Here is a 12,864-nt window from a genome sequence, read left to right as displayed (position 1 = left end):
TTCGGGTTGATTTTCGCACTTTTTAAAAAAAAATCGACAATATCATTTAATTTATGGATTAATTCTTGGCATTGTAGAATTAAGAAAATAAATTTGCATCCCGTTTCAAAAACATTTCATTCCTCAATAGCTCAGTTGGTTAGAGCGACTGACTGTTAATCAGTAGGTCCCTGGTTCAAGTCCAGGTTGGGGAGCAAACCCTGCAGAGATGCAGGGTTTTTGTTTTTATAGACTTGAGTTGATTTTATTATTAATTCAAAAAATTACCCATTTATAAGAGGAAGCTCTTTTACTTTGCAAAAAAAAATAAAATATGAGTTTATTAGTTGTCGGCACAGTTGCATTTGATTCCATTGAAACACCATTTGGAAAAGCGGATAAAATAATTGGAGGATCAGGTACTTATATCGGACTTGCCGCGTCGTTTTTCTACTCCAATATAAAATTGATCTCTGTTGTAGGTGACGATTTTCCTAAAGCAACATTTGCAAACTTTAATAAAAAGGGAATTAATACAGATGGAATTAAAGTAATGAAAGGCGAAAAATCCTTTTTTTGGGCAGGGCGTTATCACATGGACATGAATACCCGTGATACCTTGACCACAGATTTGAATGTGCTGGCCAATTTTAATCCCGTTGTGCCCGAAAAGATCCGAAAACCAGAATTTTTAATGTTGGGAAACATTGAACCTTCTCTACAAATAAGTGTGATTGATCAACTAAAGTCAAGACCAAAACTAGTGGTGATGGACACTATGAATTATTGGATGGATAATTCACGACCAGCCCTTAATAAAGTTTTAAAAAAGGTTGATGTTTTAATGATTAATGATGAAGAGGCGAGACAACTTTCAGGAGAATATTCATTATTAAAGGCATCCAGAATTATATTAAAAATGGGCCCCCGGATTTTAATAGTAAAGAAAGGTGAGCATGGTGCACTATTATTTTATGGTGAGCAGATATTTTTTGCACCGGCTTTGCCGTTGGAATCTGTTTTTGATCCGACAGGAGCGGGGGATTCGTTTGCAGGTGGATTTGTGGGATATCTTTCAAAATCGAAAAACATCACCTTTACCAATATGAAACGCGCCATTATTTATGGAAGTGCGATGGCATCTTTTTGTGTAGAGAAATTTGGTCCGCAACGATTATTGGAAATTAAACAATCCAATGTTAAAAAAAGAGTTAATGAATTTGTTGATCTTACCAAATACAATATTAAACCTTAAATTAATTTTCCAATAATATTAAATTTATTGAATACGGTTTCGGTATGCGGGGCATCCGGTAATTCGTGTGTAAGATCTTGTCCCGCAAAATGCTCGTAGTGTGTGCCTTTTCTCCATAAGGTACTTTCCGTAACATCATAAATAATTCCCTTGTAGGCTATCCATATCTCATCGCGATCCTGCCCATTGCGCAATGCAAGTTGAAATTTGGTATATTCTTTTAATTCTTCCATTATAACCAGATATGGTAAATATATTCTTTTTTTATCATTGTAAATCCGCAGCGTTCGTATAATTTGCAGGCTGCGATATTTTGTTCCTGTGTTACCACATATAAATTTCTGTACCCCTCCGCATAAACATAACCGGAAATATGATCAACAAGCATTTTTGCATATCCTTTATTTCTATATTCAGGTTCGATGGCGATCAAAACAATTTCAGCATCATCTTCATTAAAAAAGACCGTAGCAAAACCAAACATGATTGCATTTTCTTCCAATATAAAAATGGCATCAGATTGTTCGGCAGAAAATGAATTAAGTATCCATTCAGCATACATTTTTTCGAAGGTTCCAGGAGGAAAATTTTTGTCGTTATGAAACCTCGAGAAATCGCCGCTTTGTTTTCCGAGTTCAATTAGTTCTGATGTTATTGCGCCACTATAATTTTGAACAATGGAGTAAGATGGAATTACAGGTTTATTATCTACTAAACTGAGCTGGTAAGTTACTTTGGTATCGTAAGTGTGTAAGTGTAAGTTTTTTGCAATTGTAAGGGAATCGACATCCTGTTCCTCTATTTTCCAGTATAACAACCGATATCCTTCTTCCTTATATTTAATTAATTGTTGGGATAAAAAATTTTCATCACAAAGAGTGTAAAGATCTCCAACCCGGAAACCCAAAAAATTGGAGTCCCAGTTTTTATGTTGGACAGTTGTTTTCATTATTTTTGGATCCACACCACTAATTTAGATTTTCATCGCCTGTTTATACTGCTTTGTCGATTATATTTATAAATGTAAGATTACAGTTATATTTTTACCATATAATCCTGTTTATGTTAAAAGTTGAAGCGATCTCAAAATCATTTTTACATTTAAAGGCAGTTGATAATATCGAACTGACAATCCCTTCGGGAATGTTTTACGGATTACTTGGCCCAAATGGTGCCGGTAAAACTACAACAATTCATATGATCAGTTCCATTATTCCTCCCGATAGTGGACGCATTCTTGTTGATGGAATGGATGTGTATGAAAAAAGTAATAAGGTAAAACTAAAAATGGGAATAGTGCCTCAGGAAATTGCACTGTATGAAGAGCTCACGGCGTTGGAAAATTTAATATTTTGGGGAAGTTTATACAAAGTAACCGGAAAAGCGGCAAAACAACGTGCGGGAGAATTGCTTCATTGGGTTGGCCTGGAGGATAGAAAAAAGGATAAAATAAAAACCTATTCCGGCGGAATGAAACGCAGAATAAATATTGCATGCGCATTAATGCACGACCCGGAACTTATTTTGATGGATGAACCTACTGTAGGGATCGACCCACAAAGCAGAAATAAAATTTATGAATTGTTGACAGAACTTCATCAAAATAAAAAAACAATTTTATATACCACTCATTACATGGAGGAGGCAGAAAAAATGTGCGACAGGATTGGAATTATTGATAAGGGGCGAATTATTGCCGAGGGAAGTTTACAGGAATTGCGCGACCACAATGCTGTGGAAGAAACGATTGAAATTGGTTATTCAGGTGAAATTCAGGAAGGTTTAAAGGGATATAATTCTACATTTAATAATGATACCCATGAATTAATAGTTACAGCCAAAAATGTAAAACTGATCTTACCCGATGTGGTAAAAAAATGTTCCGATGCAGGTATTGATATAATTAATATTGATATTAAAAGTATTAGTCTGGAAAACATATTTTTAAACCTCACCGGAAGACATTTGAGGGATTGATATAAAAAAAAACTATTTCGTTATGTGGAAACTTGCAAAAAAGGATCTCAGAATATTTTTTACCGATAAAAAAGCCATATTTCTCGCTTTATTATTGCCAATTGGGTTGATAACACTGTTTGCACTTGCATTTGGTGGAGTTGCAGGTGGGGATGAAGAGGAGAGTAGTCCAATTCTGGTTTTGTATTCTGATGAAGATAATACAGCAACATCAAAAAAAATTATTTCAATTTTGGATAGTATTTCTGGAATTGAATTAATACCTGAAACAAAAGCAAATGCAATTGATCTGATTAAAAATGGAGATAGAATTGCAAATATTATTATTTATTCCGGTTTTGAAGATTCCATTAAATATGGTAATACTGTTCCGATGGAAATGCAATTTGATCAGAGCAGGGAAATGGAGGTGAGTGTTTTACAAAATATTGTACTTGGAAATGTATCATCGTTAAAAGGGGAAAACGATGCGGCGAAAAATGTCGAAAGTCTTATAAACCAATTGTATCCCAATGTTCCCAATTTGATGCGCGATTCGCTCAAACAAAACATGCTGGATGCACAGATTAAAGAAAACAGAACCGTGGATCTTGTAACAATGACAAGTCTGGTTGGAGATGAGTCAAGTAACTGGGGATTAATTCAAGCTGTTGCCGGAACTGCAATTCTGATGTTATTGTTTAGTGTGAGTTCCATTGGTCAGAGTATGTTGGAAGAGAAAGAAAATGGTGTATTAAAAAAATTACTGCAATCACCGGTAAAACCGTTTGAAATAATGATGAGTAAAATGCTGACGGCAACTATTATTTCTGTATTTCAGTTAACTGTGATGTTTATATTTTCATGGCTCGCGTTTGCCTTGGATATATTTATGGATATTCCGGCTTTGATTATCATGATATTATTTACTGCAATTGCTTGTTCTTCGTTTGGTGTTTTATTGTCGGCAATAGTTACAACAAAAAAACAAGCTGATTCTCTGGGTACTATAATTATTTTATTTATGAGTGCTGTGGGTGGAAGTATGATACCACTTTATATAATGCCTTCCTTTATGCAGGATGCTGCAGTTATTTCCGTAAATTACTGGAGTATTCAGGGATTTTATGATATTTTCTGGAGGAAAACAGGAATAGAATCAATTATGGAAAATATTTTGGTTTTAGGTGGGATAACGATTGTAGTTTTAGCGGTTAGCGGATATTTTTTTAGGAGGAATATTTTGAAATTAACGTAAAATAAATTCAAGATCGAAAAATGACTTTACTAATTACCTTAAATGGGAGGGTTAGGAATGCAAACCTTTATATTAATGGCATAGTCTTTACTTTTTTAATTATACTGCCAATATTATTATTATTTAAGACTCAACTTATTACTTTTGAAATATTGATGATTTTATTTTACCTAAATCTCTTTATACAACCAGTTTTATTCTTCTTTAATATTTACTTCTTAGTTGAGGGGAATAAATTCCATAGGTTTTATTTAATATTTGAAAATATTATAATTCTTGGATTTTTTTTCGGGATTGTTTTGTTGCAAGGGATTTAACATCCAGGATTGCAATGATATAATAGGAGGTTGAGCTATTTTTTCTTTTTTACTATTTGAATTGGTGATGTTGTGGCGAATCTATGGTGAATCAATCGGAACATTGGTGATTAAAGAGATATTGTTGTTGAATTTAAATTTCAATTAAAATAAAAATTTGTGGAATTATGGATTATATAATTTTTTTGGAATTTTAATCATCAGTTCTTTTCACATCAAACCTCTTATCCGCAAATAAAAATCCAAATGCTTGTCCATCTTGTTTACTCATTTTTTTGTGATGGATTTTATGCGCGCGAATGATGCGTTGTAAATAGGTATTGCCGGGTTTTACATTGTGTTTTAAACGACGATGAACCAAAACGTCGTGAAATAAAAAGTAACATAAACCGTAGGCTGTAATTCCTGAACCTAACCAAAATAAATAATTATAGTCAGGTGTGCCAAACCACATGAGAATTATTGCAGGGATGGCAAATATCAATGCATAAAGATCATTTAATTCGAACCGGCCATGACGCGGTTCGTGATGCGATTTATGCAGAAACCATCCAACTCCATGCATGATATATTTATGCATGAACCATGCAAAACATTCCATAAAGGCGAATGCGAGGAAGAAGGATAGGATATTGATAAGGATATTCATTTTAATTTTATATTCTAATTATGATACCAAAAAGGTAATTAATTTACTATTTGATCTTCGTTTTCGATGGGCCCACATTTTCTTTTAATGCATTACGCCCTTTCAACCATTCAAAAATACTGATATTCATCAGCATTAAACTCAAACTATATAATGAATCTTCTACTGGAATTGTTCCTAAACGGATACCTAAATTTTCGGCATTGTTATACCAAACAACTTCCCCATTAATTCCGGTTCCTGTTAAAATGCCATTAACGATAAAAAAGGGGATAAGATGCCATAAGTAAAAACGATAAAATTTGCCCATGTATGGTCCTTTGATCAATAATAATTGCATTCCCAGTAATAATATCGCGTACCCGCAATTAAGAGCTGTGTAAGCTTTATCAAAATGTAGTATCAACAATACAACAGCAATTAACAGAATTATTATAGAAATCGGTTTTGCAATTTTATCTAATATTGGAGTCGCAGGCCAAAATTTGTTAACAAAAGCGTATATAAAAATGCTGGCGTAAGGAACAGTAAAAAAGAACAATATTTCCTCAAATGGTAATCCAAAAAGTTTGTTTCCTGTTAAATATTGCTCATTAAATCCCCAAACTCCAATTTTTGTAAAATAATGATCCCAAATTAAAAATACGGCTGCAGTTGTAATTAAGGCGGGAAATAAATATTTCCACCATTTGTAATAAGCAACTTTTTTTTCAAAACTAAAAAGGAACGGAAATAAAACAGTTCCAATGTTTACCAGTAGATATAAATACTTATCGTTCACGGTGCGTAAATACCTAAAATATTAGACCGTAAATATACGGAAGCCCACATAGATATTTTTTTCGGATTGGAAACCCTGATACGGGTTTGCATCACTTTATGCGCTTCTGTTTTACGGATTTTTTCGAACAAATTCAAGTAATATTTATAGGCCAGGTAAACACCGAATTTTGCGCCTTCCGGTAAACGAATTATCCCTTCATACGCTTTTTCAAAATCTATTTGTATCTCTTCTTCTATCTCTGCTTTTTGAGCATGACAAAAATTATCGAAATCTATATCCGGAAAATAAACTCTTCCGCGCTCTTTAAAATCAGCCTGAAGGTCACGTAGAAAATTTACCTTTTGAAATGCAGCTCCAAGGTATCTTGCGGCATCTTTCAATTGAAGAAATAACTGTTCATCCTTTTCGCAAAATACTTTTAAACACATTAATCCAACCACTTCAGCACTTCCATAAATATATTCCGTGTAGTTTTCTTGTTTGTAATTGCTGATGTGCAGATCCATTTCCATGCTGTTCAAAAACGCATCTATTAAACCTCTGTCAATATTATAAGTATGCACTGTAATTTGGAATGAATGCAGTATTGGATTGAGTGAAATCTTTTCATCCAAAGCTCTGTTTGTGTCCTCCCTGAACCTGATAAAAAGGTCTTCCTTATTCCATTCATGAAAAGTATCTACAATCTCATCCGCAAACCGCACAAAACCATAAATACCGTAAATGGCATCGTGGTATTTTTTATCTAAAGCCCTAATACCCAAAGTAAAGGACGTGCTGTACAATTCAGTAACCTTACGACTGCAGGCAAATGACGATTGGTGGAACAGTTCAAGCATAGATCTCGTTGTTCGAATAAAACCGTATATACGAAGTTTTGTTCATGGTGAATTTACATTTTTTGTGATTTGAACATTTTTTTTATTTCACCGGCTGCCACATAACCTGAAATTATTGCCGGCGGCATTCCCGGACCCGGAACAGTTAATTGGCCGGCATATACCAGATTTTTAATTGTTTTATTATGCATTTTAGGTTTAAAAATAGCGGTTTGTTTCAAGGTGTTAGCCAATCCATATGCATTCCCTTTGTAAGCGTTATAACGATGTTCGAAATCGCGGGGCGTGAAGGGTTTTTTATAAATAATACGATCACTAAATTGCTCTCCGGTGAACTTTTCAATGCGTTCAATAACGGATTGGAAATATTTTTCAGAGGTAAGTTCATCGGAAGTTAATCCGGAGGCGACAGGAATCAGAATGAACATATTTTCGTCGCCGGGAGGCGCCACTGTTTCATCCGTTTTTGATGGAACACAAACATAAAATAAGGGATTTGAAGGCCAGCGCGGATTCGTATAGATCTCATCTGCAAAAACCTCAAACGACTGGTCAAAAAATAGGTTGTGGTGCAATAAATTATTTACTTTTCCTTTTATTCCCAGATAATAAATAATTGCAGAGGGAGCGAAAACTTTCTTATCCCAATATCCCGAATCATAATTTTTATCATTTTCACCCAATAATTTTTCCTCCACATGGTTATAATCTGCGGAAGCTACAACCGCATCGCAGGCCATTTCTTTATCACCAATTAAAATATGTTTAACTTTTCCTTCAACAGAATGAATTTTAGTAACTGCTGAATTAAATCGAATTTCCACCCCTAACTTTTCCGCAACCTTTTGCATGGCTTCGATTATTTTATACATGCCACCCTTGGGATACCAGGTTCCTAATACAAGATCTGCATAATTTAATATGGAATATAATGCTGGTGTATTCGATGGCAACGCGCCTAAAAAATAGACAGGGAACTCCAAAATTTTTCTGATCTTTTCACTTTTGAATTTACTTTGAACCTCATTGCGGAGCGAAGTAAATAATTGCATGGTGAATAAGGCCTTTACCATTTTTAATTCTGCAAACTCCATAACAGAGTTACAAGGTTTAAAAACCATGTCCTGCATTCCCACTTTATATTTATAGGCAGCATCTTTTAAAAATTTCTGCAAAGCGGGAGTGGAACCGGGTTCCAGCTGTTCAAATAATTTATATAACTCTGCAAGAGAAGCCGGCATATCAATAAAATCATCAGCTGAAAAATATATTCTGTAAGCGGGATCCAGTCTCACCAATTCATAAAAATCGGATGGTTTATATCCATAGAGATCAAAAAACCATTCAAAAACATCGGGCATCCAATACCAGCTCGGTCCCATGTCGAAAACAAATCCATCTTCTGAAAATACAGAAGCTCTGCCGCCTGCCGATTCATTTTTTTCTAATAAGGTAACTTTAAAACCTTCTTTTGCCAAAGCACATGCCGCAGAAAGCCCGCTAAATCCCGACCCTATTACAACAATATGTTTTGGCATGTTTTGTTTTGTTTAAGCTAAAGTGTAACAAACCGCAAGAACATACAATTGTTCATTTATTACAAAATTTCCATCAATGTGCGGAAGGCAAATGCATCATCGCCAAACAAGTTACGCATTTCTTTTTGTAATGCCGGTGCTTTATTTTTTTGATATTGCTCGTAATCAGCTAAAGTTGAACAGGTATATTGAACTGCAAAAGTAAAATCCTCAGGATCTTCATCATTCACGATCTTGCATATTCTGCTTTCCAAAAAATATCCTGTTTCTAAAACCTCCGGAATATGAATATTGCGCATCCAATCCAGCCATTCGGTTGCACGATGAGGTTCTACTTTTATGGTTACATTGTAGATGTACATTTTTTTTGGGGTGAAAATAGGGGATTAATTGATAATTGACAATTGATAATTGACAATTTCGTGAATCGTCAGATGTCATTAGTCAGGTGTAATAACTTCCAACCGACCTGGATCTTACTCACTACTCACTATTCACCACTCCCCTAATTGAGATTATCCCCTCTCAAAGCCCTGAATCTTTTTCTGGCTTCGTTGGCGTAGAGGGAATCTTTGAAGTTGAGAATAATTTGTTCGTAACAGAGTTTTGCTTTTTCGAGATCTTTAAAATCGTATTGATAGATCTCGGCGAGTTTAAAAATAGCATCATCCGCCAACAATTCGTAGGTATAATTTTCGCGAATGGTTTCGAGGTAGGCCACCGCCGTGGTGATATCTTTTTGTCTGAGTGCAATAGTGGATTTGAGAAATAAAATATCATCCGCAAGTTTATGTGCAGGATATCTGGCATCCAAAGTGTCGAGAATTATTACGGCTTCTTTTATTTTATTTTGAAATACCATGAGATCTGCCTTTGCAAATAATTCCATAGGTTCTGAAACAGAATCAAGTGCCAGATTTTCTGTAATAAATACGGATAATTTCATTGCATCGTTGGAAACTAATTCGCTGGTTGCGGCTTTTAATACATCCAACATTCCTTGCGAATATTTAAAGTCGCCGCGATAATAAGCGAGTTTGGCATTTTTTAACCTCGCTTCCTCTCCAAGTGGTTCATCCTTCATAGCTTTATCCACCTGTGAATATAATAGGGTAGCTTCCCAAACATCTCCGGAAATTAAATAAAAATCACCGAGATCTAATTTAATTTTTGAACGATCTGAAATATTTAATGCGGGCCATTCCACAACCGGCTCCAGAATTTCAATAGCGCGATCTATATCGTGAATGTAAAATGCCTCGAGCTTTGCAAGATCAGCAGTAACGGTGGCTGCGCGGAAATCATTTTTGAGATATTCCTGTAAAAAATCGGTATAACTGCTTTTTAATTCGCTAATGTCAACGTCTGAATAAGAATTAGTTTTAAATATTTTATCTTTTCTGCAATTCAGAATCCCATTTTTAGAACTGAAATAATAGGGGAAATTTTTTCCTTTTGCTATAATATAATTATATCCTTCAATTGCATTATCGTATGCGCCTTCAATTTTTGCGATTTCAGCAAGATCAAAAACACGCTCCCCATTTTCTTTATTTCTTTTATCAAGCGCTTTTGCCTGAATAAAAGCACCGTCAAAATCTTTGAGCTGAATATAGTCCCAGATCAATAATTCTGTAAATAAAATTTCATTCTGATTTTTTTGAATGCGTTCAAATATTTTTTCCTGTAAGAGTGTATGATCTTTTTCTTCATCTAAAATTCTACTAAGTGCAGCCGTGGTTTTTGACATTGCACTTTTATCATTTTCGGCATAATAATCCAAATATGTTTCTATACTGAGGTCGAGGTTTCCGGCTCTGTAATACATGCCTCCTAATTCATAATTAAAGGAATAAGTAGAGACAATTTTCTGCGCTTTTTCATAGGTTTTTATCGCATTGTATAACTGATCTAATCCCACAAAAGCATTTGCCAATAAATTAACCTGTGTTTTATTATCTGTTATTTTTTGAATAGCGAGCTCCCATTGTTTGTCGCGTTCTTTTGTGTTTCCGTTTTTTTCATAAGCATAACCAAGGTCTACATAATAGGTAAGATTTTCAGGATTGTTTTTTATCTGTTTGCCTATGATCTTTTCTATTTCCTTGAAATCATTTAAAACCAGTAAGCAATTATAATAGGATTTGTAATAACTGTTAGCGTTTTCGTTGTATAATTTTTTGTAAATATCCGCTGCCTTATCATATTCGCCATTGCTCATGAATTGTTGGGCCAGCGTTGCATCAGATTGAGAAAAGGAAGTTGCAGATAACGCAGTCAAAACAAATAATATGGTCAGAAATTTCTTCATATTTTAATAATAAACGAAAATTACATCAAACAATTATAATATTCACCAAACCACAACATTAATTAACAGGTTACGGGTTATCAATCCTGTAATTTAAAAGCAATCGGTATTTGCTGGTAAACCCTCACCGGAACACCACCCTGTTTACCAGGTTTCCATTTGCGCATTTCATTAACTATTCTCAATGCTTCCTGGTCACATCCTCCCCCAATACCTTTTTTAATTTTTGCATCCGAAACTGTGCCATCCTCATTTACTATAAAAACTACAACAACTGTTCCCTGAACTCCATTTTCCTTTGCATCCTGCGGATATTTTACATTATCCTTTAAATATTTAGTAAGTCCCTTGGAGCCTCCGGGATATTCAGGTTTTACCTCAACACTGAAATAAACAGTATTTCCATTGCCACTTTCCAATGATTTTGCATCAGATCCTTTCTCAGCAGTTCCGTTTGAAGTGGAATCCACTTTTTCATCGAGAACCTTATTTTCTTTTTCATTTTTCACCTTCTCATCATCTGTTACTTCCATTTCAGTAAGTTCAGACGTTTCCATTTTTTTTGCAGCGGGGGGTACGGCCGGTGGCAATAATTTAAATAAGGGAGGTGGATCAGAAAGTGATACCTCCGATATATTTAAAACTAAAGGCTCCGACTTATTAAAAAATGAAAAATCAACATAAATACTGGCCACAGCAATAAAAACACAGCCTGAAATAAGAAATAAAGCCCGTAAGATATTTCTTTTAGTAAGTGTTCGCAGCGCATAGGAGCCATATTCTTTATTTCGATTTTCGAAAACGATATCGTTAAAAGTTTGGTTGAGATAAGATTTTGATGGCTCCATGTATTAATAACCCTGCACTTGTAAACGGTTGACCTCCTCTTAAACAAAAAACATTCCGAATCAGTCCCGCCCGGCAGTTTTAGCTATTTATTTGCGTTTTGACGAAAATACTAAAATACCTGTTAAACTTAATAAACAACCTATGCTGTTCGCTAGTTCGTCCAATAAGTCGAAACTTCTAGTTGGTAAGATCAGTTGTATCAATTCGATGATAAAACCATACAAAATGCATACTGTAACGGAAATAAATGCCTTTTTATTTAAGGAATCGAGGCTAGAGAAGCTTTTAAACCATTGAAATGTAAGAAAAGTCATTACTGCATAAACAAAAACATGCATTACCTTATCAGGCTCCCAGATCGACAAGGATGGGAGATCTGCCCCAGGAATTACACTTACAACCATGATCACGGCCGCCCAGAAAAACATCAGAACAGGCCATGTTCTTTGGTGAATGGTCATATAATTTAAGCTGAAATAAGTTCTCCATATTCAGCAGCCGACATCAAACCGTCAACTTCCGAAAGATTGGAAAGTTCCACTTTTATCATCCAGCCTTTACCGTAAGGGTCCTGATTTACAGATTCGGGTGCGGCATCGAGAGTGGAATTCATTTCTAAAATTTTGCCGGAAACGGGCATAAATAATTCTGAAACTGTTTTCACCGCTTCCACCGTCCCAAAAACTTTCTCTTTTTCAACATGATCACCAATGGATTCAATGTCAATATAAACGATATCACCTAGTTCGTGTTGCGCAAAATCCGTAATTCCAATGGTTCCGATATTTCCTTCAATACGAACCCATTCATGATCCTTTGTATATTTTAATTCTTCAGGTATATGCATAAAATGATTTTTTGAGAGGTCAAAAGTAAGGGTTTTGGAGGAAAGTTTAGGGGATTTTGTTTGCCTCAAATAAAAATGTTCAATTGCGCAGATTTTAGAACAATGGCTACAAATTCAAAAAACAATAAACCAGACAATATTCTTTTGCTGGTCGTTCATGTACACACCTGATGAATGTGGAAGGTTCGTTGCAACATTTTTCGTCAATATTATGGTGGAAAAAATTAGCCACGAATACACGAATAAAAAATATATAATAAAATTTCAAAATACAAACAGCCC

14 protein-coding genes and 1 tRNA gene are annotated in these 12,864 nt (G+C 34.9%); 4 read left to right on the top strand and 11 right to left on the bottom strand.

Annotated features, from left to right (window positions below; all coding sequences use genetic code 11):
* The first annotated feature begins 120 nt into the window (after positions 1–120).
* Positions 121–194: transfer RNA gene (locus IPI31_00915), tRNA-Asn, on the top strand.
* A 119-nt stretch (positions 195–313) separates the two neighbouring features.
* Positions 314–1,234: a sugar kinase gene (locus IPI31_00910; GenBank protein MBK7566366.1), complete on the top strand. Its 921-nt coding sequence runs from the start codon at positions 314–316 to the stop codon at positions 1,232–1,234.
* On the opposite strand, the gene IPI31_00905 is transcribed toward IPI31_00910, so the two are convergent.
* On the bottom strand, positions 1,231–1,467 hold the full coding sequence (locus IPI31_00905) for a cytochrome b5 (GenBank protein ID MBK7566365.1): 237 nt from the start codon (positions 1,465–1,467) through the stop codon (positions 1,231–1,233). The genes IPI31_00910 and IPI31_00905 overlap by 4 nt on opposite strands.
* Positions 1,467–2,183: a GNAT family N-acetyltransferase gene (locus IPI31_00900; GenBank protein ID MBK7566364.1), complete on the bottom strand. Its 717-nt coding sequence runs from the start codon at positions 2,181–2,183 to the stop codon at positions 1,467–1,469. Before IPI31_00900 ends, IPI31_00905 begins: the two co-directional genes overlap by 1 nt.
* 113 nt (positions 2,184–2,296) lie before the next feature.
* On the opposite strand from IPI31_00900, the gene IPI31_00895 reads away from it, so the two are divergent.
* Together IPI31_00895 and IPI31_00890 are read left to right on the top strand one after the other, a co-directional pair.
* The gene (locus IPI31_00895; GenBank protein ID MBK7566363.1) at positions 2,297–3,211 is read left to right on the top strand and encodes an ABC transporter ATP-binding protein; all 915 of its coding nucleotides are present in this window, start codon (positions 2,297–2,299) and stop codon (positions 3,209–3,211) included.
* Positions 3,212–3,233: 22 nt separating this feature from the next.
* Positions 3,234–4,448, top strand: a complete 1,215-nt coding sequence (locus IPI31_00890; protein ID MBK7566362.1) for an ABC transporter permease — start codon at positions 3,234–3,236, stop codon at positions 4,446–4,448.
* A 510-nt stretch (positions 4,449–4,958) separates the two neighbouring features.
* Here IPI31_00890 and IPI31_00885 read toward each other — a convergent pair.
* The 9 genes from IPI31_00885 to gcvH form a co-directional block, all read right to left on the bottom strand.
* Complete coding sequence (locus IPI31_00885) at positions 4,959–5,414, bottom strand: sterol desaturase family protein (GenBank protein MBK7566361.1); 456 nt, start codon at positions 5,412–5,414, stop codon at positions 4,959–4,961.
* A gap of 46 nt (positions 5,415–5,460) precedes the next feature.
* A complete protein-coding gene (locus IPI31_00880; GenBank protein MBK7566360.1) occupies positions 5,461–6,195 on the bottom strand; it encodes a lycopene cyclase domain-containing protein in 735 nt (244 codons plus the stop codon).
* Complete coding sequence (locus IPI31_00875) at positions 6,192–7,037, bottom strand: phytoene/squalene synthase family protein (GenBank protein ID MBK7566359.1); 846 nt, start codon at positions 7,035–7,037, stop codon at positions 6,192–6,194. Before IPI31_00875 ends, IPI31_00880 begins: the two co-directional genes overlap by 4 nt.
* A 53-nt stretch (positions 7,038–7,090) precedes the next feature.
* Positions 7,091–8,575, bottom strand: a complete 1,485-nt coding sequence (gene crtI, locus IPI31_00870; protein MBK7566358.1) for a phytoene desaturase — start codon at positions 8,573–8,575, stop codon at positions 7,091–7,093.
* A gap of 59 nt (positions 8,576–8,634) precedes the next feature.
* Positions 8,635–8,937 carry a DUF4286 family protein gene (locus IPI31_00865; GenBank protein ID MBK7566357.1) on the bottom strand — a complete coding sequence of 101 codons (303 nt, stop codon included), beginning with the start codon at positions 8,935–8,937 and terminating at the stop codon, positions 8,635–8,637.
* 143 nt (positions 8,938–9,080) lie between these two features.
* On the bottom strand, positions 9,081–10,886 hold the full coding sequence (locus IPI31_00860) for a tetratricopeptide repeat protein (protein MBK7566356.1): 1,806 nt from the start codon (positions 10,884–10,886) through the stop codon (positions 9,081–9,083).
* 80 nt (positions 10,887–10,966) lie between these two features.
* A complete protein-coding gene (locus IPI31_00855; protein ID MBK7566355.1) occupies positions 10,967–11,734 on the bottom strand; it encodes an energy transducer TonB in 768 nt (255 codons plus the stop codon).
* A gap of 87 nt (positions 11,735–11,821) precedes the next feature.
* Positions 11,822–12,196 carry a VanZ family protein gene (locus tag IPI31_00850; GenBank protein ID MBK7566354.1) on the bottom strand — a complete coding sequence of 125 codons (375 nt, stop codon included), beginning with the start codon at positions 12,194–12,196 and terminating at the stop codon, positions 11,822–11,824.
* A 5-nt stretch (positions 12,197–12,201) separates the two neighbouring features.
* Positions 12,202–12,582: a glycine cleavage system protein GcvH gene (gcvH, locus tag IPI31_00845; protein ID MBK7566353.1), complete on the bottom strand. Its 381-nt coding sequence runs from the start codon at positions 12,580–12,582 to the stop codon at positions 12,202–12,204.
* Positions 12,583–12,864: the final 282 nt, after the last annotated feature.

The sequence above is a fragment of the Bacteroidota bacterium genome (assembly GCA_016706865.1).
GTDB lineage: Bacteria > Bacteroidota > Bacteroidia > Chitinophagales > BACL12 > UBA7236.
This window is presented reverse-complemented; position numbering and strand designations above follow the sequence as displayed.

What these genes read in the sequence shown, in the direction of transcription:
- IPI31_00865 (MBK7566357.1), bottom strand. Translation starts at nt 8,937, where the DNA reads ATGTACATCTACAATGTAACCATAAAAGTAGAACCTCATCGTGCAACC.
- IPI31_00895 (MBK7566363.1), top strand. Translation starts at nt 2,297, where the DNA reads ATGTTAAAAGTTGAAGCGATCTCAAAATCATTTTTACATTTAAAGGCA.
- gcvH (MBK7566353.1), bottom strand. Translation starts at nt 12,582, where the DNA reads ATGCATATACCTGAAGAATTAAAATATACAAAGGATCATGAATGGGTT.
- IPI31_00890 (MBK7566362.1), top strand. Translation starts at nt 3,234, where the DNA reads ATGTGGAAACTTGCAAAAAAGGATCTCAGAATATTTTTTACCGATAAA.
- IPI31_00910 (MBK7566366.1), top strand. Translation starts at nt 314, where the DNA reads ATGAGTTTATTAGTTGTCGGCACAGTTGCATTTGATTCCATTGAAACA.
- IPI31_00885 (MBK7566361.1), bottom strand. Translation starts at nt 5,414, where the DNA reads ATGAATATCCTTATCAATATCCTATCCTTCTTCCTCGCATTCGCCTTT.
- IPI31_00855 (MBK7566355.1), bottom strand. Translation starts at nt 11,734, where the DNA reads ATGGAGCCATCAAAATCTTATCTCAACCAAACTTTTAACGATATCGTT.
- crtI (MBK7566358.1), bottom strand. Translation starts at nt 8,575, where the DNA reads ATGCCAAAACATATTGTTGTAATAGGGTCGGGATTTAGCGGGCTTTCT.
- IPI31_00850 (MBK7566354.1), bottom strand. Translation starts at nt 12,196, where the DNA reads ATGACCATTCACCAAAGAACATGGCCTGTTCTGATGTTTTTCTGGGCG.
- IPI31_00900 (MBK7566364.1), bottom strand. Translation starts at nt 2,183, where the DNA reads ATGAAAACAACTGTCCAACATAAAAACTGGGACTCCAATTTTTTGGGT.
- IPI31_00905 (MBK7566365.1), bottom strand. Translation starts at nt 1,467, where the DNA reads ATGGAAGAATTAAAAGAATATACCAAATTTCAACTTGCATTGCGCAAT.
- IPI31_00860 (MBK7566356.1), bottom strand. Translation starts at nt 10,886, where the DNA reads ATGAAGAAATTTCTGACCATATTATTTGTTTTGACTGCGTTATCTGCA.
- IPI31_00875 (MBK7566359.1), bottom strand. Translation starts at nt 7,037, where the DNA reads ATGCTTGAACTGTTCCACCAATCGTCATTTGCCTGCAGTCGTAAGGTT.